A 23,359-nucleotide genomic window follows, 5' to 3' on the forward strand; every position below is an offset into this window, starting at 1 on the left:
CTGTATCCATCCGAGCCAATTCCCGACCGTTTACGATCGCTCGTTCCTTTCCAAGATTTCGACGGAGCCCACCATGTCCGAACACGCCCGCCTGCCCGCCCGCTATGACCACGTCGGCAGCTTTTTGCGTCCCCAGTACCTGCTCGAAGCCCGCGAGCAGAAAGCCAAGGGCGAGATCACGCCCGAACAGCTGCGCAAGGTCGAAGACAAGGCCATCACCGAGATCGTGAAGTTCCAGGAGGACATCGGCCTCAAGAGCATCACCGACGGCGAGTTCCGCCGGACCTATTTCCACATCGACTTCCTGGAGCAGCTCGGTGGCGTGAAGACCGACATCCCGGTCACCATCCGCAAGCCGGACGGCACCGAAGAGCTCGCCCCACCGGTGATGCGCGTCATCGACAAGGTGACCCACGCCAAGGCCATCCAGCTCGCCGACTTCCAGTACCTCAAGAGCCAGGTCTCGCCCGGCAACACGCCCAAGGTCACCATCCCCTCGCCGACCATGCTGCACTTCCGCGGCGGCCGCGCGGGGATCAGCAAGCAGGCCTACCCCGAGCTCGACCCGGTCTTCTACGACGACGTGGCCCGCGCCTACGGCGACGAGCTGCGCTCGCTCGCCGAGGCGGGCTGCACCTACGTGCAGATGGACGACACCAATCTCGCCTACCTGTGCGACGAGAAGATGCGCGAGGCGGCCCGCCAGCGCGGCGATGACCCCAACGAGCTGCCGCACCGCTACGCCGCCTTCATCAACAAGGTGGTGGCGCAGAAGCCCGCGGGCATGACGCTCGCGATGCACTTGTGCCGCGGCAACTTCAAGAGCACCCATGCCGCGGCCGGCAACTACGAACCCGTCGCCGAGGCCCTGCTCAAGGAGATGGACCTGGACGCGTACTTCCTCGAGTACGACGACGCACGCTCGGGCGACTTCCGGCCGCTGCGCTTCCTGCCCAAGGGCAAGACCGTGGTGCTCGGCCTGGTGACCACCAAGTTCGGCCAGCTCGAAGACAAGAACGAGCTCAAGGAGCGCATCGAGGCTGCGGCCAAGTACGTGCCGCTGGAGCAGCTCGCGCTGTCGCCGCAATGCGGTTTCTCCAGCACGGTGCACGGCAACAAGATCGCGGTCGAGGACCAGCGCAGCAAGCTGCGGCTGGTGGTCGAGACCGCGCAGGAGGTCTGGGGCTCCGCCTGAGGTGCAGGTCCGGTGAAGTCGCGGCATGATCGCGCTCCATGAAGCTCTTCACCGGCCCCCTCAGCATGTTCGGCGCCAAGGCGCAGATCGCCGCCCTCGAGAAAGGCATCGCGATCGAAGCCGTCATGGTGCCTTTCGACAAGGACGACAACTACCTGCCCAAACACCCCGAGGTGCTGCGCGTCAATCCCAAGCGGCAGGTGCCGGTGCTGATCGACGACGAGGTCGAGGTGTTCGACTCGACGCAGATCTTCGAGTACCTCGAGGACAAGGTGCCCGAGCCGCCGCTCTGGCCGCGTGACATCACCGGCCGCGCCCGGGCCCGCCAGCTCGAGCACCTGTCCGACGAGGTGTTCTTCCCGCACGTGATCAAGCTGATGGGCTTGCAGCACGACATGCGCAGCGATGCGGCAGTGACGGCCTGCGCCGCCTGTACCCGCTTCTACGAGCAGATGGAAGAGCGCCTGGCGCACGCCGACCACCTGGCCGGCCCCTACTCCTTCGCCGACATCGCGTTCTACATGGCCCAGGTCTTCGCCGACCGCAAGGGGGCCGGCATGACGGACGCCACGCCCCGCCTGCTGGCCTGGCGCGAGCGCGTGGGTGCGCGTGGGGCAGTGCGTGCCGTGGTCGGGCCGATGATGCGCTTCCTTGCATCGGAGGGACGGCCGGTACCTGCCGCCCTCCAGTCGCAACTCGAGCCCGTCAATTCCTGAATCGGGCCATCGCCGCGTGAACCGAATCGACGACTGGCTGGACTGGCTGCCTTCGCCGTCGCAGCACCTGCTGGTCGTCACCTTCGCGTTGCTGGTCTATGTGCTGACCACGCGCGGGCGACGTGAGCATCGCGCGCCCGCCACGGCGATCGCCTGGGTCATGGGTCTTGCGCTGCTGCCCTACCTCATCCTGCCGACGTACCTGTTGTTCGGCCAGCGCAAGCTGCGGCCCTCGGGTTCGCCCCGGCCCCCGCGCTCGATACCGGCCGGCCACTGGGCCGCCGACCTGATCGAGAGCTTCGGCCTCGCACCGCCCGGCCCCAGCCCGGTACGCTTCCACCCCGACGGCGGCGCTGCGCGAGACGCGCTGTGGGAGGTGATCGAGGGCGCGCGCACGCGCATCGATGTCTGCTCCTTCATCATCGGCGACGATGCGCTGGGGCACGAGGCGATCAACCGGCTGTCGCGCCGCGCGCGCGAAGGCATCAAGGTGCGCGTGCTGCTCGACGGCTTCGGCGCGCTGTCGCTGCCGCGCCATCACTTCGACACGCTGCGCGATGCCGGCGCGGAGATCGCGGTGTTCCGCCCCATCTTCGGCCTGCGCCGCACGGGGCCACGCAACCTGCGCAACCACCGCAAGCTCACCATCGCCGACGATGGCTGGCTCTGGTCGGGCGGGCGCAACCTCGCGGGCGAATACTTCCTCGGCAACCACGAGCACCCGCAGCCTTGGCGCGACCTGTCCTTCGACCTGCGGGGCAGCGTGGCCGCCGCCGCGGCTCGCCAGTTCGACCACGACTGGGCCTCGGTGCGCGGGCGCAAGCCGCGCGCCATCGCAGCCGACGAGCCGCCAGCCGGCGAGCTCGCCCAGTTCCTGCCCAGCGGGCCCGACCAGACCGAGGACACCGCTCACGCGCTGCTGATCGACGCCTGCTTTCGCGCGGAGCACCGCCTCCTCGCGATCACGCCCTACTTCGTGCCCGGCGACGGTCTGCGCGATGCGCTGCGGCTGGCAGCGCGGCGCGGCGTGCAGGTCACGATCGCGATGCCGGCGCGATCCAACCATCGGTTGGCCGACTTCGTGCGCGCCAGGGCCATGCGCGACCTCGCGCGCGCCGGCGTCAGCTTTCGCATGCTGCCCTTCATGGCGCACGCCAAGGCCGTCGTGGTGGACGAACAGCTGGCACTGTGCGGGTCGATCAACCTCGACATGCGCAGCCTGCTGCTGAACCATGAGGCGGCCGTCGTGTTCTACGGCGCCGAGCAGATCGACTGGCTCGCGCAGTGGATCGAGACCACCGCCTCGGCCGGCGAGACCTACCGCGCACGGCGGCCCGGCCTGGTGCGCGACGTGGCGGAAGGCCTGCTGCTGACGATCGCGTACCAGCTGTGACGGACCCTAGTCGTCCTTGGGCCGCTTCGCGGGCTCCAGGTTGGTATAGCTCGCGTTGCCCATCCCCGTACCGATGGTCAGCACCGCCCAGCGCTTGAGGTCACGCATGAAGGGCAATTCGCTGAGCCCCTGCACCACGGCGTCGTTGTGCATCAGCACCATGGTCGGGATGCCGCGGATGGTCGGGATCTTCCTGGCCAGTTCGGTGGGCAGATGGAAGTGCTCGCTGGTCCAGTCGCCGGGCATGTTCTGCGCGCCGCGCGCGATCGAGCCGTCCTTGCGGATCAGGCCTGGGCAGCCGATGCCGACGAAGGGTGCGAGGCGGATGCCCTTCTTCTCGCAATAGCGGACCTGCGCCTCGAGCATTTCCGCCAGCCGTGCGACCAGTTCGCGGCGATTCGGGCCGTCGTCGGCGTGGCGCCACTTCTCGCGCCGCAGCACCTTCGCCTTCGACAGGTCGGCTGCGCGCTTGCGCCGCGTCTTCACGATGCCGCAACGCACATTGGTGCCGCCGATGTCCAGCGCGAGGATGGCGTCGTAGTGCTCCAGCAGCTCGGGCGGGGTCAGGTGCAGCCAGCCGAGCAGTCCCGCGTCGTCGGGCTCGTGGCAGATTCGCGCAAGTTGCACCTGCACCTTCATCTCCTGGAGGATCGCGGCCGCCTGCAGCACCGCGCGCTCGCCCACGTCGCTTTCCGGGAAGCCGCCGCCGACCACGATGCGCTCGACGCCCTGCCATGACGGCTGCCGCAGGAAGCTCCGGATGACGTCAGCCAGCGACTCGGCGAACTCCTCGATGGCGGCATGGACCACGTCGGTGGCCTCCGTGGCCTTGCCGGCCTTCAACGCCGCATCGAGCGTGCCCTTTGCCAGATCCCTGGAATGCTGGTGCCCCAGCGGGTCGCGTTTGCCCTTCTTGCGAACGCGACGGCGCCAGCGCTCGAGCAGCTCGCGGAAAGCCGTCTGGCTGGCCTGGTCGCCCAGGAAGCCCTGCTCGCCGCGCAACTGGAGGCTGTAGCCCTCGACCAGCACCGACGGCAATTCCTTGGCTCCATGGATGTCAGCCGATGGCGGCGGCGGCGCGAAACGGTCGTCGCTGTGGCTGCTGTTTTTTTTGCTCTTCGTCGGTCGCGCCTTGTGCGTCTTGTCCTTGTGCGTCTTGTTCTCGGGGGCCATGCAGTCCTTCGCGGGTTTCGGGTGGGTTGTTCAGTCGGCCGTGGCTTCGAGGATAAGGCGCGTGGTCTCCTCAGGCGCGTCCCAGTGCGGGAAGTGGCCGCAGCGCTCGAACCAGTGCAGGCGTGCCCCGGGGTAGAGCTGCATGGCCCGCGCTGCTTGCCGCGGGAGGCAGACGCGGTCGAGCCGCCCCCAACCGATCACCAGGGGGCTGGTCAAGCTGCCCGCAGCCGCGCCCTGCAGCGCCGGCTCTCGCAGAAGCGCACGCAACATCGCGCCGTACGAGCACGCGGATGCATAGCTGCGCATTTCCTCGAGCACCATGGAAGGCGGCAAAGCGGCGGGCTGCACCGAGAACCGGGCCAGCAGGAGCCTGCGCGACCAGTCGTGCGCGCTCAGGGTCGGCATGGCAAATTGCAGGCTGCGCGCCAGCCGGTGCGCAAACCAGGCCGAGGCGGCGAAGACGAAGCGCTCCCAGCCCAGCCAGAAGCCGCCCGGCCCGAGCGACACCACCGAGCCCAGTACGCCGCCGCGCCTCGCCAGCTCGAGCAGCAGTTGCGCCCCGACCGAGCTGCCGGCCGCATCGGTGCCGATCAGCTCGTGCTCCCGAAGGAATTGCGCGAGCGCGTCGGCCATCGTCTGCAGCGAGACCTCGCCGTCCAGTGGCGGACTCTTGCCGAAGCCGGGCAGGTCGATCGCGGTCACGCTTCGCTGTGCGGCCAGCGGTTCCATGATGCCTTGCCACGAGCGCCAGCTGCTGCCCAGTCCGTGGACGAGCAGCAGCGACTTGCCTTGGCCACGCCGGACGTAATTGATGAGCACGATCGGCACTCTGCTGGCAGGGGGCACGGCACCGCATCAGCCCCGCTCACGATCTCCTGTAGGAGCGCAACCTGTCGGACTCCGGGGCACGTCGATACACTGCGCCGGATGCATTGCCTGCACCCCCTGCGGCTTCTCGCCTTGTTCTGCCTGGCCCTGCTCTGCGCTGCCGCATCCTCGCAGGCGCAGGAAGCGAGCCTCGACATCGGCTCGAAGCGCTTCACAGAGTCCTACATCCTGGCCGAGGTACTTGCGCAGACCGCCGCACCCCATCTGCCCGCGCCGCCGCGGTTGCGGCAGGGACTGGGGAACACCGCGATCGTCTACGAGGCCCTGCGTTCCGGCAGCATCGATCTCTACGCCGAGTACACCGGCACCATCGCGCTGGAGATCCTCAAGAATCCGCAGCCCATGACGCGCGAGGCGATGAACGCAGCGCTCGCGCCGCTCGGGCTCGGCATCGCCATCCCGCTCGGCTTCAACGACGGCTATGCATTGGCCATGCGCGCAGCCGATGCCGATCGGCTCGGCGTGCGCACCCTCGGCGACCTGGCGCGCCATCCCGAGCTGCGGCTTGGGCTGTCCAACGAATTCATCGGCCGCGCCGACGGCTGGCAAGGCCTGGCCGCGCGCTACGGCTTCACACAGAAGCCCATCGGGCTGGACCATGGGCTGGCCTACGACGCGATGACGGCGAAGCAGGTCGACGTCATCGACATCTACACCACGGACGCCAAGATCGAGCACCTCGGCCTGCGCGTGCTGACCGACGACCGCGGCTACTTCCCGCGCTACGACGCGGTGGTCCTGTATCGGCTGGACGTGCCCGCGCGCTGGCCGGCGGCCTGGGCCGCGCTGCAGAAGCTCGAGGGCCGCATCGACGAGCGCGCCATGATCGCGATGAACGCACGTGCCGAACTGCAGGGTGCGGCCTTCGACGTGATCGCGCGCGATTTCCTGGCGCAAGGTGGCGTGGGCGGGAAGGCCGTCGCCGGCGCCAGCGGCAGCGAAGGTGCGCGCGGCTTCGTCGCCAAGCTCTTCGGCCCCGACCTCGGCCGGCTCGCGCGCCAGCATCTTCTGCTCGTGGCGATCTCGGTGGGTCTGGCGATCCTGATCGCCGTGCCGTTGGGGATTGCCGTGTTCCCGCACCTGCGGCTGCGCGCTCTGGTGCTCGGCCTTGCCGGCCTGCTGCAGACCGTGCCGTCGCTCGCGCTGCTCGCGGTGCTGATCTCCCTGATCGGTGCCATCGGCACCTTGCCTGCGCTGATCGCGCTCACCCTCTATTCGCTGCTGCCCATCATGCGCAATACCGTGACGGGTCTGGCCGAGGTGCCGGTTGGGCTGCGGCTGGCCGGCACGGCGCTGGGCATGACCGGCGGGCAGAGCCTGCGGCTGGTCTTGCTGCCGCTCGCGCTGCCGACACTGCTGGCGGGTGTGCGGACGGCGACGGCTATCGCGATCGGGACGGCGACGATTGCTGCCTTCATTGGCGCAGGAGGGTTCGGGGAGCGGATCGTGACGGGGTTGGCTTTGAATGACCGCGAGTTGCTGATGGCGGGGGCGGTGCCGGCGGCGGTGCTGGCGTTGTTCAGCGAAGGGGTTTTCGAGGCGGTCGAGTATTTGCTTCGGCGCGGGCGCGCGGGGTGACCTCTCTCTGCTCCCTCTCTCTCGAGGAGAGGGCTGGGGTGAGGTCCCCGTCTTGCTCCCTCTCCCTCCGGGAGAGGGTTGGGGTGAGGGCACCGGGCGGTCAATTTCGTACGTTGCTGTTGGTTTAAGGCTGGAGCCGGGGCGTCGTCCCGGCAGCCGAGTCACTTTCTTTTGCTTCGCCAAAAGAAAGTAACCAAAGAAAAGGCGACCCCACTGGCCGCGACCCTCCGCTTCGCTACGGGCAACCTGCGGTGCTCGCTTTTCGCGGGGTCCGCGCAAACTCGCTTCGCTCAAACACGCGCGGCCCTGATCCGCGAAAAGCTCCGCTCCTCGGCGCGGCCAGAGGGGATTTGGAATTCAACGCGCCACGGCGCGCCCTCGTGTGGAATGCAGGTGGGCGTGAGCGCTTGGTCCTCGCTCACGTTGGCTCTCGCGCACATGCACACGCATACGCACACCCCGGACACGCACGCGTACGCGCACATGCACATGACATGCACATGCTCGTGCTCGTGCTCGTGCTTACGTTCGCACGGTCACGCATTCACATGTTCTAGGCCTCGCGCAGCGAGGCCGTCGTTGGCCGAACGAAGTGATGGCCCGAACGGTCCCCACTCCCCTCTGCGCGTGCCGAGGAGCGCAGCTTTTCGCGGATCAGGGCCGCGCGTGTTTGAGCGAAGCGAGTTTGCGCGGACCCCGCGAAAAGCGAGCACCGCAGGTTGCCCGTAGCGAAGCGGAGGGTCACGCGCAGTGGGGTCGCCTTTTCTTTGGTTACTTTCTTTTGGCGAAGCAAAAGAAAGTGACTCGGCCGCCGGGACGAACCCCCGGCTCCAGCCTTAACACAACAGCAACGTACAAATCGACGCCAAAGTGCCCCACCCGCCTCTCTTAGAGGGAGAGCGAAGAACTCAGGCCAGCGTGTACGCCGTCTTCACCACCGTAAAAAACTCCTGCGCATACCTCCCCTGTTCCCGCGCCCCATAGCTGGACCCCTTCCGCCCCCCAAAAGGCACGTGATAATCCACCCCCGCCGTCGGCAGGTTCACCATCACCATCCCCGCCTGGCTGTGCCGCTTGAAGTGTGTCGCGTACTTCAGCGAAGTCGTCGCGATGCCTGCCGACAGCCCGAACTCCGTGTCGTTCGCCGTCGCCAGCGCCTCCTCGTAGTTCTTCACGCGGATGACGCTCGCCACCGGCCCGAAGATCTCTTCCTTGTTGATGCGCATGCTCGCCACCGATTCGCTGAACAGCGCCGGCGACATGTAGTAGCCGTCCGTGTCCAGCTTCAACCGGTCACCGCCAGCAGCGAGGTTGGCGCCTTCGCCCTGGCCGATCTCGATGTAATCCAGGTCCTGGCGCAGCTGGCTCTCGCTGGACACCGGGCCGATGTCGGTCCCCTGCGCAAGCGCATCACCGACCTTGATCTTCGCCATGCGCGCCTTCATCGCCTCGATGAACTTCGGGTAGATGCCCTCGGTCACGATCAGCCGGCTGGACGCGGTGCAGCGCTGCCCGGTGGAATAGAACGCGCTCTGCACGCTGAGCTCGACCGCCTGATTCAGATCGGCATCGTCGAGCACCACCTGCGGATTCTTGCCGCCCATTTCGAGCTGCACCTTCTTGTGCGTCGTCGCGCATTGCACCGCAATGCGGCGGCCCACGCCGACCGAGCCCGTGAAGCTGATGGCCTGGATGCCCGGATGGTTGACCAGCGCATCGCCGATCACGCTGCCGCGCCCCATCACCAGGTTGAAGACGCCGGCCGGGATGCCCGAGCGGCTGATGATCTCGGCCAGCGCCCAGGCGCAGCCCGGCACCAGGTCCGCGGGCTTGAGCACCACGCAGTTGCCGTAGGCCAGCGCCGGCGCAACCTTCCATGCCGGGATGGCAATAGGGAAGTTCCACGGGGTGATCAGCCCCACCACGCCCACGGGCTCCCGCGTGATCTCGACGCCGATGCCGGGGCGCACCGACGGGATCACCTCGCCCGCCAGGCGAAGACATTCGCCGGCAAAGAACTTGAAGATGTGGCCCGCGCGCGTGGCCTCGCCAATGCCTTCGGCGCGGGTCTTGCCCTCTTCGCGCGCCAGCAGCGTGCCCAGCTCGTCCTTGCGCGCCAGGATCTCGTTGCCGATCTTGTCCAACGCATCCGAGCGCGCCTGCACGCTGCCGATGGACCAGGCCGGGAAGGCGGCGTTGGCCGCCGCCACGGCCTCGTCGACCTGGGCGGCGTCGCCTTGGGCATAGTGGCCGAGCACGTCCTGCAGGTTGCTCGGGTTGGTGTTGGGGCTGTAGCTCGCGCCGGCGCGCCATTCGCCATTGATCAGGTTGTCGAAGTTCTGCATGGCAGTCCTTGTGTCGGTCGGAAAAAAGTGCGGGGCCCTCTCGGCGGCCCCGCACGCTGTCTCAAGAATAGGCGAGCCGCGGCGCCTCGGCCAGTGCCCGCCCCTGCAACCCTACTGCGGCCCGAGTTGGCCGATGAGCGATGCCAGCGCGTCGTACTCCTGCGGCTTGAGCTCGGTGAGAGGCGTGCGCACCGGGCCCGCATCGTGCCCGACGATGCGCGCGCCGGCCTTGACGATGCTCACCGCATAGCCCTGGCCCTTGTTGCGGATCTCCAGGTAAGGCATGAAGAACTGCTTGAGCAACCGGTGCTGCGTCGCCATGTCGTCGTCCGCCACCGCCTTGTAGAAGTCCATCGCGGTCTTCGGGATGAAGTTGAAGACGGCGGAGGAATACACCGGCGTGCCCAGCGCCTTGTAGGCCGCTGCATAGACCTCGGCCGTCGGCAGGCCACCGAGATAGGCGAAGCGGTCGCCCATGCGCAGGTGGATCGAGCTCATGAGTTCGATGTCGCCGATGCCGTCCTTGAAGCCGACGAGGTTGGGGCAGCGCTCTGCCAGCTTCGCCAGGGTATCGGGATACAGCCTGCTCTGGCCGCGGTTGTAGACGATGACGCCGAACTTCACGCTCTTGCACACCGCCTCCACGTGCGCGGCCAGGCCTTCCTGGCCGGCTTCGGTCAGGTAGTGCGGCAGCAGCAGGACGCCGTGCGCGCCGGCCTTCTCGGCCGCCTGCGCGCACTGGATGGCGAAGCGCGTGGGGCCGCCCGCGCCAGCGATGATCGGCACCTTGCCGCGGCAGGTCTGCACCGCCGTCTCGATGATCTCGGGGTACTCGTCGCCGGTGAGCGAGAAGAACTCGCCGGTGCCGCCGGCCGCGAACAGCGCACTCGCGCCGTAGGGGGCCAGCCATTCGAGGCGCTTGACATAGCCCTTCTTGTCGAAGTTGCCCTCGGCATCGAAGTCGGTCAACGGAAAGGACAACAGGCCGGAGCCCATGATGGATTTGAGTTCTTGGGGATTCATCTGAAGATCCTGGAAAGGTGAAGGGAACCACGGAACCGGCTTTGGCGGACCGCTGGTGCTGCCCCGGGTGAGGGGGTGGGCGGCTATACGAAGTGAGCCACCCTGGGGGAGAGCTTCAGTCGAGCTTGATCTGCGCCGCGTCGACCACCTTGGCCCAGCGCGCGCGCTCCTTGTTGAAGAACTGCTCCTGCTCGGCCGGCGTCATGGTCACGACTTCGGCGCCCTGACCGGCCAACCGCGAACGGATGTCGGCCGAGCGGATGATGGTGACGAGTTCCTTGCTGAGGCGCTGGATGACGGCCTCGGGCGTGCCGCGAGGCGCCAGCAATCCCTGCCACGTGCCCGACTCGAAGCCCGGTACGCCCTGCTCGGCGATGGTGGGCACGTCGCCGATCAGCGGCATGCGGGTCGACTTGGAAACGCCCAGGACCTTGAGCTTGCCGCTCTGCACGTGCGGCAGGGTCGCGAGCATGCCGTTCATCAGCACCTGGGTCTGGCCGCCGACCGTGTCCTGGATGGCCTGCACGCCGCCCTTGTAGGGCACGTACTGCCAGCGCGCGCCGCTGGCGCGCTCGAGCGCCACTCCGGCCAGGTGCGGTGCACTGCCGGTGGCGGTCACGGCGAAGTTCAGGTCGGCCTTTTTCGACAGGGCGACCAGTTCCTTCAGGCTGTTGGCCTGCACCGACGGATGCACCACCAGCAAGTGCGGCGAATAGGCCAGCATGGTCACGCCGCGCAGGTCCTTCGACGGATCGAAGGCGAGCTTGGTGTAGACCGACGGGCTGATCGCGAGCGCGCCGACGTCGCACAGCAGCAGCGTGTAGCCGTCGCCGGGCGCCTTGGCCACGAGGTCGGCGCCGAGATTGCCGTTGGCGCCCGCGCGGTTCTCGACGATCACCGACTGATTGAGCGCCACCGACAAGGGCTGGCTGATGGCGCGAGCAATGATGTCGGAGGAGCCGCCCGGCGGGTAGGGCACCACGATGCGCAGGGGCTTCGAAGGCCAGGCATCGGCTGCCTGGGCAGAGCCGGCCAGCAGGCTCGCGCCAACGGCGCCGAGCACGAGATCGCGTCGATTCAAGGTCATGACTTGGGTCTCCTGGGATGAAGGAATGGGAGGCGCATGCATGCGCCGCAAAAACGGTGATGTTGTTCTAAGTTATCAGTCATCGTACAACTCAATCTTTGCGATGTCCAGCGCGACGCGCGCGCCGCTCAGGTGGAAGAGACCCCGCCGCCATGCACGGGCGCCTCTGCATCGCGCTGGGCCGCTTCCTGCGCCACTCGCAGGCGCTCCCGGCTGTTGGTCAGGTGGATGCGCATGGCCGCCCGCGCCGATTCAGGATCGCCTCGCGCGATGGCCGCATAGATCTCTTCGTGCTCGCGGTTGACCCGGCTCAGGTACTCGCCGCGGCGGTCATGGTTGCGGATGGCCGTGATGCGGGTGCGCGGAATGATCGTCGTGCCGAGGTGGCTCATGATGTCCGCGAAGTAGGGGTTGCCCGTGGCCTGCGCGATCTGCAGGTGAAAGCGGAAGTCGGGTGCCACGGTGTCCCCCGCCACAGCCACGTTGCGCTCGAAGTCGTCGAGCGCGCCGCGCATGGCGGCCAGCTGCTCCTCGTTGCGGCGGGTGGCGGCCAGGCCGGCGGACTCGGTCTCCAGGCTGATGCGCAGCTCCAGCACCGCCAGCACGTCGACCGTGGTCGCAATGTCGGAGCCCTCCAGCCGGAACATGCCCGCCGCGCGGGGCTGCAGCACGAAGGTGCCGATGCCGTGATGCGTCTCGACCAGCCCGCCGGCCTGCAGCTTGGACAGCGCCTCGCGCACCACGGTGCGGCTGACCCCGTAGGCCTGCATGATGGCCGACTCGGTGGGCAGCTTGTCGCCGGGGCGCAGCTGCTGGCTGCGGATCTTCTCACCCAGGTCGTCGACCAGGCCATGCGCAAGTCCGCGGCCGCGACGGCGCGGTCTTGCGCCCAAGGCGGCCGGCTCGGCGGCTGCGGTTGTCCCCGTTGACAGGTTCGACATGCGGTGATGATAATCAACTGAGCGTTGTACGACAACAGATAACCTATGACTCAGAGAGACAAGCAACGATGAGCGCTCCTTCCTCCCCTCCCCGCCTCGACCGCTTGCTGCTGACGGGGGCCGCCGGCGGCCTGGGCAAGGTCCTGCGAGAGCGCCTGCGCCCGTTCGCCCACATCTTGCGCGTGTCCGACATCGCCGCGCTCGCGCCGGCCATGGGCCCGCACGAGGAGGTCGTACCCTGCAACCTGGCCGACAAGGCCGCGGTCGATGCGCTGGTCGCCGGCTGCGACGCGATCGTGCACCTGGGCGGCGTCTCCGTCGAACGCCCTTTCGAGGAAGTCCTCGAAGCCAACATCAAGGGCGTCTTCCATATCTATGAAGGCGCGCGCCGCCACGGCGTGAAGCGGGTGGTCTTCGCCAGCTCCAACCATGTGATCGGCTTCTACAAGCAGACGGAGCGCCTCGACGCCCACGCCGCGCGCCGGCCCGACGGCTACTACGGCCTGTCCAAGTCCTTCGGCGAGGACATGGCGCAGTTCTATTTCGACCGATGGGGCATCGAGACGGTGAGCATCCGCATCGGCTCCTCCTTTCCCGAGCCGGCCAACCGCCGGATGATGAGCACCTGGCTCAGCTTCCGCGACCTGACGGCACTGATGGAGAAATCGCTCTTCACGCCGGACGTCAAGCACACGGTCGTCTACGGCATGTCGGCCAACCGCGATGTCTGGTGGGACAACCACGCCGCGGCGCACCTCGGCTTCCAGCCACAGGACAGCTCCGAGGTGTTCCGCGCGAAGGTCGAGGCGCAGCCGCCCGTAGCCGCCGACGACCCCAACGCAATCTACCAAGGCGGCGCCTTCACCGCCCAGGGCCCCTTCGGATAAGACGCCGGCGAGTCGCCGGGCACCTCTTTTTCTCGCGTCCCACGATCACACACACCCACAGGAGACTTTTCATGACGCTCTCTCGCACCCTCATGGCCGCCTGCGCAGCCGCGGCGGCCATTGCCTGGACCACTCTTCCCGGGCTGGCATCCGCCCAGACGATGACGCTCAAGGCCGCCGACGTGCATCCCGCGGGCTACCCCAACGTGGTGGCGATCGAACACATGGGCAAGAAGCTGGAAGAGGCGACCAAGGGGCGCATCAAGATCCAGATGTTCCCCGGCTCCGTGCTTGGCGGCGAGAAGGAGATGATCGAGCAGACGCAAGTGGGCGCGATCCAGATCCTGCGCACCTCGCTCGGGCCCATCGGCCCGGTGGTGCCTGAAGTCAACGTCTTCAATATGCCTTTCGTGTTCCGCGACGAAGCCCACATGCGCGCCGTGATCGACGGGCCGATCGGTCAGGAAATGCTCGACAAGATCACGGCGTCGCCCGCCAAGCTCGTGGGGCTCGGCTGGATGGACGGCGGCTCGCGCAGCCTCTATACGAAGAAGCCGGTACGCACGCCCGCCGACCTGAAGGGCATGAAGATCCGCATGATGGGCAACCCCTTGTTCGTCGACACGATGAACGCGATGGGCGGCAACGGCATCTCGATGGGCTACGGCGAAGTCTTCACCGCCATCCAGACGGGCGTGGTCGATGGTGCGGAAAACAACCCGCCAACCCTCTTCACCGCCAATCACTTCCAGGCCGGCGCCAAGTACTACACGCAGACCAACCACCTGATCATTCCCGAAATCTTCGTCATGTCCAAAGTCACCTGGGACAAGCTGTCGAAGGACGACCAGGCGCTGGTGAAGAAGTTCTCGCGCGAAGCGCAACTGGAGCAGCGCGCGCTGTGGGACAAGAGCGTGGCCGACTACACGGCCAAGCTGAAGGCGGCGGGCGTCGAATTCATCAACATCGACAACAAGCCCTTCTATGACGCGACGGCGCCGGTCCGGGCCAAGTACGGTGCCGACTACGCAGGCCTGATCAAGCGCATCGAAGCGACGAAATAGGGAGCGCCCTCCGCCATGGACCCCCTCTTCGTGCGCGTTTGCGATCGGCTGTACCTGGCCTGCATCTGGCTGGCCGGTTTCGCCATCTTCCTGATGTCCCTGATCATTCCGTGGGGGGTGTTCACGCGTTATGTGCTTGGCACCGGCTCGCAGTGGCCGGAGCCCGTCGCGATCCTGTTCATGATGGTCTTCACCTTCGTCGGGGCCGCGGCGGGCTATCGGGCCGGTGCGCACATCGCCGTGTCGATGATCACCGACCTCCTGCGCGACTCCCTGAAGAAGGTCATTTCGGTGCTGGTGGACCTGCTGATGATCCTCGTGTGCGCGTTCGTCGCCTACTACGGCACGCGGCTGTGCATGGAGACGTGGCACCAGTCGATCAGCGAACTGAGCTGGTTGCCCGTCGGCGTCACCTACGCCGCCTTGCCCATCGGTTCCGCCGCAACGCTCGTCTTCGTGATCGAGCGCATGGTCTTCGGCAGCCAGGCGCACCGGGACGTCGTGCGCTACGAGGAACTCGCCGACGCCGAGGGAGCCCGCTGATGGACGCCCTCGTTCTGCTCGGCAGCTTCGCGCTGCTGATGATGGTGGGCATGCCCATCGCCTACGCCCTGGGGCTGTCGGCGCTGATCGGCGCGTTCTGGATCGACATCCCGCTGGACGCGGTGATGATCCAGCTCGCATCCGGCGTCAACAAGTTCTCGCTGCTGGCCATCCCCTTCTTCGTGCTGGCCGGGGCCATCATGGCCGAGGGCGGCATGTCGCGCCGGCTGGTGGCGTTCGCGGGCGTGCTGGTGGGCTTCATTCGTGGCGGCCTTTCGCTGGTGAACATCCTGGCTTCCACCTTCTTCGGCGCAATCTCCGGATCGTCGGTGGCCGACACCGCCTCCATCGGCTCGGTCCTCATTCCCGAAATGGAAAGGAAAGGCTATCCGCGCGATTTCGCGACCGCCGTGACGGTCAGCGGCTCGGTGCAGGCCATCCTGATTCCGCCCAGCCACAACGCGGTGCTGTATTCGCTGGCCGCCGGCGGCTCGGTCTCGATCGCCAGCCTGTTCGTGGCGGGCGTGGTGCCGGGGCTGCTGATGGGCCTGACGCTTGCCGTCCTGTGCCTGGTCATTGCCAGCCGGAAAAACTACCCCAAGGGCGAGGTGATTCCGCTGCGACAGGCATTGAAGATTTGCCTCGATGCAATGTGGGGGCTGATGACCATGGTGATCATCCTCGGGGGCATCCTGTCGGGCGTATTCACCGCCAATGAATCGGCCTCGATCGCGGTGGTCTGGGCATTCTTCGTCACCATGTTCATCTACCGCGACTACAAGTGGCGCGACCTCCCGAAGCTGGTGCATCGCACGGTGAAGACCGTGACGATCGTGATGATCCTGATCGGCTTCGCGGCCAGCTTCGGCTACATGATGACGCTGATGCAGATTCCGCTGAAGGTCACGACCTTCTTCACCAGCGTCTCGGACAACAAGTACGTGATCCTGATGTTGATCAACGTCATGCTGCTGGTCCTCGGGACGCTGATGGACATGTCCCCGCTGATCCTGATTCTCACGCCGATCCTGCTGCCCGTGGTCAAGCTGCTCGGCGTCGATCCGGTGCACTTCGGCATGATCATGATGGTCAACCTGGGTATCGGCCTGATCACGCCGCCGGTCGGCACGGTGCTGTTCGTCGGAAGCGCGGTCTCCAAGTTGCCGATCGGGGTCGTCACACGGGCGGCGGCGCCCTTCCTGGTCGCGCTGTTCGTGGTGCTGATCGCCGTGACCTATGTGCCCGCGCTGTCGCTGTGGCTGCCGCACGCGCTCGGCCTCTGAAACCTGAACTCTTGATCTGGGTCGAAGTCGTCGCGCTGTCCGAATGAGTTGTCGTCCATGAACCCCACGCTCCAAGCCACTGCCCCGCTGACCATCCGCATGCACGAGCGCGACAACGTCGCGATCGTGGCCAACGACGGCGGCCTGCCCGCAGGCACGGTCTTCCCCTCCGGGCTGACCCTGGTCGAGAAAGTGCCGCAGGCGCACAAGGTCGCGCTGGCCGACATTCCCGAAGGCGGCGAGGTGCGCCGCTACGACGTCGTGATCGGTTACGCGCTGAAGCCCATCGCGGCCGGCAGCTGGGTCCATGAGCGCCTTCTGCGAATGCCCGCCGCCCGCGCCCTCGATGGCCTGCCGATCGCGACCGTGAAGCCCCCGACGCCGGCGCCGCTCGAGGGGTACAGCTTCGAGGGCTATCGCAACCCGGACGGCTCGGTCGGCACGCGCAACATCCTGGCCATCACCCAGACTGTGCAATGCGTGGCGGGCGTCACCGATTTCGCGGTGCAGCGCATCAAGGCCGAGCTGCTGCCGAAGTACCCGAACGTCGACGACGTGGTCGCGCTGGAGCACGGCTATGGCTGCGGCGTGGCCATCGATGCGCCCGACGCCGTCATTCCGATACGCACGCTGCGCAACATCAGCCTCAACCCGAACTTCGGCGGCGAGGTGATGGTCGTGAGCCTGGGCTGCGAGAAGCTGCAGCCCGAGCGGCTGCTGCCGCCGGGCACCATCCCGCTGATCGACGAGCGCAACGTGGCCGATATCGGCGAAACGGCCGAGCCGAAGCTCGACGTGGTCTGCCTGCAGGACGAAGCGCACGTCGGCTTCATGTCGATGGTCGATTCCATCCTGCGCCAGGCCGAGGAACACCTGGAGCGGCTGGACGCCCGGCGGCGCGAGACGGTGCCGGCCAGCGAGCTGGTGGTCGGCGTGCAGTGCGGCGGAAGCGACGCCTTCTCGGGTGTCACGGCCAACCCGGCCGTCGGCTTCTGCACCGACCTGCTCGTACGCGCCGGCGCCACCGTGATGTTCTCGGAAGTGACGGAGGTGCGGGACGGCATCGACCAGCTGACCTCGCGGGCCACCACGCCCGAGGTGGCCGAGGCCATGATCCGCGAAATGGCCTGGTACGACGCCTACCTGGACCGCGGACGGGTCGACCGCAGCGCCAACACCACGCCCGGCAACAAGAAGGGCGGGCTCTCCAACATCGTCGAGAAGGCGATGGGCTCGATCGTGAAGTCGGGCAGCGCGCCGATCTCCGGCGTGGTGCCGCCCGGTGAAAAGGCGCGGCAGAAGGGCCTGCTCTATGCGGCAACGCCGGCCTCCGATTTCATCTGCGGCACGCTGCAGCTCGCGGCCGGCATCAACCTGCACGTCTTCACCACCGGCCGCGGCACGCCCTACGGGCTGGCCGAGGTGCCGGTGATCAAGGTCGCCACGCGCAGCGAGCTGGCCCGCCGCTGGCACGACCTGATGGACGTCAATGCAGGCCGCATCGCGGACGGCGAGGCGAGCATCGAGGACGTGGGCTGGGAGCTGTTCCGCCTGATGCTCGACGTCGCGAGCGGCCGCAAGAAAACCTGGGCCGAGCACTGGAAGCTGCACAACGCACTGGTTCTGTTCAACCCCGCACCCGTCACCTGAAAGGAAGAGAAGCCATGGAAGACCTCAAAGGCCGGATCGCACTGGTCACCGGCGCGAGCACCGGCATCGGCGCCGCCGTCGCCCGCGCGTACGCTGCACGCGGGATGCGGGTGGCGGTGCACTACAACGCCTCGGCCGGTCCCGCGAAGGCGCTGGTCGATGCGATCACGTCCGACGGTGGCGAGGCCTTCGCCCTGCAGGGGGATGTGCGCGACACGCAGGCGATTCGTCGGGTCGTGCTCGAGACGAAGGCGCGCTGGGGCGGCATCGACGTCCTGGTGAACAACGCGGGCGGGCTGGTCCAGCGCGTGCCTATCGCCGACTTCGAGGACGCGCTCTTCGACGAGGTCATGCATCTCAACGCGCGCTCCGTGCTCGCGTTCTGTCGCGAGGTGGTGCCGCTGATGCGCGCGCAGGGACGCGGCGGCAGCATCATCAACGTGTCGTCGGTCGCGGCGCGCCACGGCGGCGGGCCCGGGGCTTACCTGTATGCCGGCGCCAAGGGCTTCGTCACCACGGCAACCCGCGGACTGGCAAAGGAACTCGCGGCCGATCGCATCCGGGTCAACGCGGTGGCCCCGGGCGTGATCCAGACACCGTTCCACGACCGCTACTCGACACCGCAGATGCTCGAGTCCTTCAAGGCCACCATTCCGATGGCCCGCATCGGCTCCCCGGACGATTGCGTGGGCGCCTTCCTCTATCTCGCCTCGGAGCAGCTCTCGGGCTATGTGACAGGCCAGAGCCTCGAGGTCAACGGCGGGCAGTACATGCCCTGAGCCCTTCAAAGCATCGAGAACAAGAACATGCATCAAGCCACTGCTTCTCGCACGCTGCGCCGCCTGGCACTGCTGCTCGCGCCCGGACTCATCGGGCTCGGCGGCGGCGCGTCGGCCGCTACCTGGGTCTACGTGTCCAATGCGGACAGCGAGGAGATCTCGGTTCTCGAGCTCGACCGCCACCAGGGCACGCTGAAGATGGTCGAATCGGTGAATGTCGGCGGCATGGTCATGCCGCTGGCGGTCAGCCCCGACAAGCGTTTCCTGTACGCCGCGCTTCGCTCGCAACCTTTCCGGGTCCTGAGTTTCTCCATCGATCGCGCGAGCGGCAGGCTGAAGAAGCTGGGCGAAGCGCCGCTGGCCGACAGCATGGCGAACATCGACACCGACGCGACCGGGCGCTGGCTGTTCGCAGCCTCCTACCCGGGGCACAAGATCACGGTCAACAGTGTCGACAAGACAGGCGCTGTGGGCGCGGTCCACCAGCTGCTTCCGACAGCGCCGAATGCGCACGCGATCCACGCCGATGCCAGCAACCGCTACGTGCTGGCGACCAGCCTCGGCGGCGACCAGGTCTCGAGCTGGCGCTTCGATGCAGAGGCCGGCATGCTGTCGCCCAACGAGCCGGCGCTGACGACCGGGGCCGCGAAGTCCGGACCGCGCCACTTCGTCTGGGACAAGGCGCAGCGATTCGTGTACCTCCTCGACGAGCTCGACGCCCGGCTGCATGTGTACGCCTGGGACGCCGCGCGCGGCACGCTCCAGCTGCAGCAAAGCACCAGCACCCTGCCCGAAGGCTTCACGGGCAAGCCGTGGGCCTCGGATCTGCATCTGACACCGGACGGCCGCTATCTCTACGCGTCGGAGCGCACGTCCAGCACGCTGTCGGCCTTCAAGGTGGATACCGCGACAGGCCGGCTGCAGCCGCTGGGGCAGACACCGACCGAGAAGACACCGCGCGGCTTCGCCATCGATCCGAGCGGGCGCTACCTCGTCGCCGTCGGACAGGAGTCCCACAGCGCCTCGGTGTACCCCATCGATGCTGCAACGGGAGCTCTCGGCACGCCACAGCGGCTACCGGTCGGCAAGAACCCGAACTGGGTCGAGATCGTCGAGGCGCCTTGAGCGCTTGAGTGCCTTGGGCGCTCCGGGCGCCCCGGGCGCTTATCGCCGGCAAACACTGCACATGCCGCCCTCTATTTATTACCTGCACCTCAAGGAGACAACTTCATGCAACGCCGCACCCTGATCCACACCGCGCTCGCCTCGCTCGCCGCGGGCCTGCCGGGCCTGTCCGCCCTCGCGCAAGGCCAATGGCCGTCCGGCAAGGCCATCACCTACATCGTGCCCTTTCCGGCCGGCGGCACCACCGACGTGCTCGGCCGCCTGATTGCCCAGAAGCTCGGGCCGGTGCTCGGCACCAGCGTCGTGATCGACAACAAGGGCGGGGCAGGTGGCAGCATCGGCTCCGAAATCGCCTCGCGCGCCGCGCCCGACGGCTACACGATGCTCGGGGGCACCATCAGCTCGCATGCCATCAACGTGAGCCTCTATCCGAAGATCGGGTACGACCCGCTGAAGTCCTTCGCGCCGGTCACGCTGATCGGGACCAATCCGGTGGTGCTGGTCGTGAACCAGGCCAGTCCCTACAAGACGCTGAAGGATGTGCTGGAAGCCAGCAAGACCAAGTCGGGCGGGCTCTCCTCCGCTTCGGCCGGCACCGGCACCTCGCAGCACCTCACGCTGGAACTGCTCGCCTACAAGTCGGGCGTCAAGTTCACGCATGTGCCCTACAAGGGCAGCGGTCCGGCGATCCAGGACGTGATCGGTGGCCAGGTCGACATGATGTTCGACACCACGGTGGTCGCCGGCCCGCACATCCAGAGCGGCAAGCTGCGCGCGATCGCGGTCAGCTCGGCCAAGCGCCTGCCTTCCTTGCCGGACGTGCCGACCGTGGCGGAGTCGGGCCTGCCCGGCCTCCAGGACTTCGAGGTGCTGTCGTGGCAGGCCATCTTCGTGCCGGCCGGCACGCCGGCGCCGGTGGTCGACCGGATGCACGCCGAGATCCGCAAGATCCTGGCCGAGCCCGAGATGCAGGACAAGCTCAAGGGCTTCGGCATGCAGCCGGCCGACATGAGCACCGCGCAGATCGCCGCCTTCCAGAAGGCCGAAGTCGAGAAGTGGGCGCAGGTGATCAAGGCCGCGAACATCAAGCCGGAGTAGGCGCCGTCCCGCAGGCGACCGCCGGAGCGCTGGCTAGAATCGCCTTCCTTTTCCGGAAGCCCGCCGTGTCCCGATTCGCCGTCCTGCCGCAGTACCTGTTTCCCAAGCAGGCGCTGACCAACTTTGCCGGCTGGGTGGCGGGCAAGGAGCGCGGCGCGGTCACGACGTGGATCATCCGGCGCTTCGTCGCCAAGTACGGCGTCGACATGGCCGAGGCGCTGAACAGCGACATCGCGAGCTACCCCAGCTTCAACGAGTTTTTCACCCGCGCCCTGAAGCCCGGCATGCGGCCGATCGCGCAGGCCGACCTGGTCTGCCCCGTCGACGGCGCGATCAGCCAGTTCGGCCCGATCGAGGGCGACCAGATCATCCAGGCCAAGGGCCATCTCTACACCACCACCGCGCTGGTGGGCGGCGACGCGGCGCTGGCTGCCCAGTTCCAGCACGGCAGCTTCGCCACGCTGTACCTGAGCCCGAAGGACTACCACCGCATCCACATGCCCTGCGAAGGGCGGCTGGTGCGGATGATCCACGTGCCGGGCGACCTGTTCTCGGTGAACCCGGTCACGGCGCGCGGCGTGCCGGGCCTCTTTGCGCGCAACGAGCGCGTGGTGTGCGTCTTCGAGTCGGCGCGCGGGCCCTTCGTGCTGGCCTTGGTCGGCGCCACCATCGTCGGCAGCATGGCGACCGTCTGGCATGGGGTCGTCAACCCGCCGCGCGGCGGCGAGCTGCGCGAATGGCGCTATGAAGATCGGCAGATCGTGCTCGGGCAAGGCGAGGAGATGGGCCGCTTCCTGCTCGGCTCGACGGTGGTGATGCTGTTCCCCAAGCCGCCCCTGGAATTCAATCCCGCCTGGGCGCCGGCCCGCGCGGTGCGCCTCGGCGAAGCCATGGCGCGCTACCCCGGCGCCTGAGCCCCCTGCTTTCGCAGCCCGCAGCTGGCTTGCCCGGCCAGCTATGAAACTTGTAGCACACTGCCATCTGGGATATAGTCGCCGGCCCGGTCGGTGGCCGGGTCGACAAGAACATGCAGCGCCGCTCGCCGCCGCCGCCGTCCTCCCGAGGAGATGCCCTGAATGAGCAGCAAGGAAAACGCGGCGGTCAGCCAACTGCTCGCGTTGCTCGAAGCGCGCTACGCGCTGCGCGTCCTGTGGGCGCTGCGCGACGGCCACGCGCAGACCTTCCGGCTGCTGCAGGACAGCGTCGGCAACATCACGCCCAACACGCTCAACACCCGCATCAAGGAGATGCGAGAGGCCGGCATCGTGAGCCACGGCGGCGAGGGCTACAGCCTGACACCCACGGGCCAGGACCTGCTCAGGCGGCTCTCGGACCTGCAGGCCTTCGCGGTGAAATGGCAGCTCAACCAGGTCAAGAAGAACGTCCCGCCGCCGCTCAAGCCGCTCGAGCCGCCGCCGGAGACACCACCGGCGCCTCGTTAAACTGCAGGGCTTTCCCTCAATCCCCAAGGAAACGCCATGCCCACCACTCCCTCCGGCCTCCAGTATGAAGACAGCGTTGTCGGCGATGGCGCCGAAGCGCAAGCCGGCCACCACGTGCACGTGCACTACACCGGCTGGCTCTACAACGACGGCGTGCAAGGCGCGAAGTTCGATTCCAGCCGCGACCGCAACGACCCCTTCGCCTTCTCGCTCGGCGCCGGCCAGGTCATCAAGGGCTGGGACGAGGGCGTCGCCGGCATGAAGATCGGCGGAAAGCGCACGCTGATCATTCCGCCCGCGCTGGGCTACGGTGCGCGCGGCGCCGGTGGCGTGATCCCGCCGAACGCCACCCTGAAATTCGATGTGGAGCTGCTCGACACCCATTGAGCAGCCGTCCGCGGCGTACCGCTGCCGCTCGCGAAATGCGCCTCCCGGGGCGCATTTTTTTGCTTGAAATCTCCCCCATCGGCCCCAGTTGGCCGTGATCGTTCTCTTCTTCTTGAGTACCCGGCGAGGCCGCCGGCTTTTTGAGCATGACTGACCCGCAAAACCCACCATCGAATCCCGATACGCTGCAAGGCGAAGCCAGCCCCGAGGAACTGGAGGCCGCGCAAGCCGCCAACGAGGCGGATGCGCTGACCGCCGCCACGGCCGAGATCGCCCAGCTCAAGGCCAGGAACGCCGAGCTGACCGACCAGTTCCTGCGGGCCCAGGCCGATGTGCAGAACGCACGCCGCCGCGCCGATGAGGAGATCACCAAGGGCCGCAAGTTCGCCATCGAGTCCTTCGCCGAGAGCCTGCTGCCGGTGCTCGACAGCCTCGAGGCCGGCCAGGCGCACAAGGACGCCACGCCCGAGCAGATCCGCGAAGGCGCCGAAGCCACGCTGCGCCAGCTCAAGAGCGCGCTGGAGCGCAACAAGGTGATCGAGATCGCGCCGGCCGCCGGCAGCAGGTTCGATCCGCACCAGCATCAGGCGATCTCCGTGGTGCCGGTCGAAGGCCAGGAGCCCAACACCATCGTCGGCGTGCTGCAGAAGGGCTACACCATCGCCGAGCGGGTGCTGCGGCCCGCATTGGTGACCGTCTCACCGGCCAACTGATCCCCACGAAACCCACAGGAAATCCCCGCTTCTTCCCTTGAATCGAGCC

22 protein-coding genes are annotated in these 23,359 nt (G+C 67.3%); 16 read left to right on the forward strand and 6 right to left on the reverse strand.

Annotation, left to right across the window (positions count from 1 at the left end; genetic code table 11):
• The first annotated feature begins 73 nt into the window (after positions 1-73).
• The 3 genes from G3W89_RS20960 to G3W89_RS20970 are packed head-to-tail and all read left to right on the forward strand — an operon-like array spanning position 74 to position 3,304.
• Positions 74-1,195 carry a 5-methyltetrahydropteroyltriglutamate--homocysteine S-methyltransferase gene (locus G3W89_RS20960; protein WP_162575980.1) on the forward strand — a complete coding sequence of 374 codons (1,122 nt, stop codon included), beginning with the start codon at positions 74-76 and terminating at the stop codon, positions 1,193-1,195.
• Between the two features lie 38 nt (positions 1,196-1,233).
• The gene (locus tag G3W89_RS20965; RefSeq protein WP_162575981.1) at positions 1,234-1,911 is read left to right on the forward strand and encodes a glutathione S-transferase family protein; all 678 of its coding nucleotides are present in this window, start codon (positions 1,234-1,236) and stop codon (positions 1,909-1,911) included.
• A 16-nt stretch (positions 1,912-1,927) separates the two neighbouring features.
• Positions 1,928-3,304: a phospholipase D-like domain-containing protein gene (locus G3W89_RS20970; RefSeq protein WP_232076666.1), complete on the forward strand. Its 1,377-nt coding sequence runs from the start codon at positions 1,928-1,930 to the stop codon at positions 3,302-3,304.
• Between the two features lie 6 nt (positions 3,305-3,310).
• Here G3W89_RS20970 and G3W89_RS20975 read toward each other — a convergent pair whose 3' ends face one another.
• Both G3W89_RS20975 and G3W89_RS20980 read right to left on the reverse strand, forming a co-directional pair.
• The gene (locus G3W89_RS20975) at positions 3,311-4,477 is read right to left on the reverse strand and encodes an ROK family protein (protein WP_232076667.1); all 1,167 of its coding nucleotides are present in this window, start codon (positions 4,475-4,477) and stop codon (positions 3,311-3,313) included.
• A 30-nt stretch (positions 4,478-4,507) separates the two neighbouring features.
• Complete coding sequence (locus tag G3W89_RS20980; RefSeq protein WP_162575982.1) at positions 4,508-5,296, reverse strand: alpha/beta fold hydrolase; 789 nt, start codon at positions 5,294-5,296, stop codon at positions 4,508-4,510.
• A gap of 108 nt (positions 5,297-5,404) precedes the next feature.
• Between G3W89_RS20980 and G3W89_RS20985 the strand changes: the two genes are divergently transcribed.
• A complete protein-coding gene (locus G3W89_RS20985) occupies positions 5,405-6,943 on the forward strand; it encodes a glycine betaine ABC transporter substrate-binding protein (RefSeq protein WP_162575983.1) in 1,539 nt (512 codons plus the stop codon).
• Between the two features lie 908 nt (positions 6,944-7,851).
• Here G3W89_RS20985 and G3W89_RS20990 read toward each other — a convergent pair.
• The 4 genes from G3W89_RS20990 to G3W89_RS21005 all read right to left on the reverse strand — a co-directional run bounded on the left by G3W89_RS20990 (position 7,852) and on the right by G3W89_RS21005 (position 12,339).
• Entirely contained in the window at positions 7,852-9,288 is a 1,437-nt protein-coding gene (locus G3W89_RS20990) for an aldehyde dehydrogenase family protein (RefSeq protein ID WP_162575984.1), read from the reverse strand.
• 111 nt (positions 9,289-9,399) lie between these two features.
• On the reverse strand, positions 9,400-10,311 hold the full coding sequence (kdgD, locus tag G3W89_RS20995; protein ID WP_162575985.1) for a 5-dehydro-4-deoxyglucarate dehydratase: 912 nt from the start codon (positions 10,309-10,311) through the stop codon (positions 9,400-9,402).
• Between the two features lie 115 nt (positions 10,312-10,426).
• Complete coding sequence (locus G3W89_RS21000; protein WP_162575986.1) at positions 10,427-11,398, reverse strand: Bug family tripartite tricarboxylate transporter substrate binding protein; 972 nt, start codon at positions 11,396-11,398, stop codon at positions 10,427-10,429.
• 128 nt (positions 11,399-11,526) lie between these two features.
• Entirely contained in the window at positions 11,527-12,339 is an 813-nt protein-coding gene (locus G3W89_RS21005; RefSeq protein ID WP_162575987.1) for a FadR/GntR family transcriptional regulator, read from the reverse strand.
• Between the two features lie 68 nt (positions 12,340-12,407).
• Here G3W89_RS21005 and G3W89_RS21010 point away from each other — a divergent pair, with 68 nt between their 5' ends.
• From G3W89_RS21010 to grpE, 12 genes are all read left to right on the forward strand, one after another.
• Complete coding sequence (locus G3W89_RS21010) at positions 12,408-13,226, forward strand: NAD-dependent epimerase/dehydratase family protein (protein WP_162575988.1); 819 nt, start codon at positions 12,408-12,410, stop codon at positions 13,224-13,226.
• Between the two features lie 71 nt (positions 13,227-13,297).
• Positions 13,298-14,290 carry a TRAP transporter substrate-binding protein gene (locus tag G3W89_RS21015; RefSeq protein WP_162575989.1) on the forward strand — a complete coding sequence of 331 codons (993 nt, stop codon included), beginning with the start codon at positions 13,298-13,300 and terminating at the stop codon, positions 14,288-14,290.
• Positions 14,291-14,305: 15 nt separating this feature from the next.
• On the forward strand, positions 14,306-14,833 hold the full coding sequence (locus tag G3W89_RS21020; RefSeq protein ID WP_162575990.1) for a TRAP transporter small permease: 528 nt from the start codon (positions 14,306-14,308) through the stop codon (positions 14,831-14,833).
• Positions 14,833-16,116, forward strand: a complete 1,284-nt coding sequence (locus G3W89_RS21025; protein WP_162575991.1) for a TRAP transporter large permease — start codon at positions 14,833-14,835, stop codon at positions 16,114-16,116. Before G3W89_RS21020 ends, G3W89_RS21025 begins: the two co-directional genes overlap by 1 nt.
• A gap of 57 nt (positions 16,117-16,173) precedes the next feature.
• Positions 16,174-17,766, forward strand: coding sequence for a galactarate dehydratase (gene garD, locus G3W89_RS21030; protein ID WP_162575992.1), 1,593 nt, complete (start codon positions 16,174-16,176; stop codon positions 17,764-17,766).
• Between the two features lie 14 nt (positions 17,767-17,780).
• Entirely contained in the window at positions 17,781-18,545 is a 765-nt protein-coding gene (locus G3W89_RS21035; protein WP_162575993.1) for an SDR family NAD(P)-dependent oxidoreductase, read from the forward strand.
• Positions 18,546-18,572: 27 nt separating this feature from the next.
• Complete coding sequence (locus G3W89_RS21040; protein WP_162575994.1) at positions 18,573-19,670, forward strand: lactonase family protein; 1,098 nt, start codon at positions 18,573-18,575, stop codon at positions 19,668-19,670.
• A gap of 105 nt (positions 19,671-19,775) precedes the next feature.
• Positions 19,776-20,768: a Bug family tripartite tricarboxylate transporter substrate binding protein gene (locus G3W89_RS21045; RefSeq protein ID WP_162575995.1), complete on the forward strand. Its 993-nt coding sequence runs from the start codon at positions 19,776-19,778 to the stop codon at positions 20,766-20,768.
• 65 nt (positions 20,769-20,833) lie between these two features.
• Entirely contained in the window at positions 20,834-21,682 is an 849-nt protein-coding gene (gene asd / locus G3W89_RS21050) for an archaetidylserine decarboxylase (protein WP_162575996.1), read from the forward strand.
• A gap of 162 nt (positions 21,683-21,844) precedes the next feature.
• Positions 21,845-22,210 carry a winged helix-turn-helix transcriptional regulator gene (locus G3W89_RS21055; RefSeq protein ID WP_162575997.1) on the forward strand — a complete coding sequence of 122 codons (366 nt, stop codon included), beginning with the start codon at positions 21,845-21,847 and terminating at the stop codon, positions 22,208-22,210.
• 36 nt (positions 22,211-22,246) lie between these two features.
• Entirely contained in the window at positions 22,247-22,597 is a 351-nt protein-coding gene (locus G3W89_RS21060) for an FKBP-type peptidyl-prolyl cis-trans isomerase (protein WP_162575998.1), read from the forward strand.
• 146 nt (positions 22,598-22,743) lie between these two features.
• The gene (grpE, locus tag G3W89_RS21065; RefSeq protein WP_162575999.1) at positions 22,744-23,310 is read left to right on the forward strand and encodes a nucleotide exchange factor GrpE; all 567 of its coding nucleotides are present in this window, start codon (positions 22,744-22,746) and stop codon (positions 23,308-23,310) included.
• Positions 23,311-23,359 lie beyond the last annotated feature (49 nt).

The sequence above is a fragment of the Variovorax sp. PBL-H6 genome (assembly GCF_901827155.1).
GTDB lineage: Bacteria > Pseudomonadota > Gammaproteobacteria > Burkholderiales > Burkholderiaceae_C > Variovorax.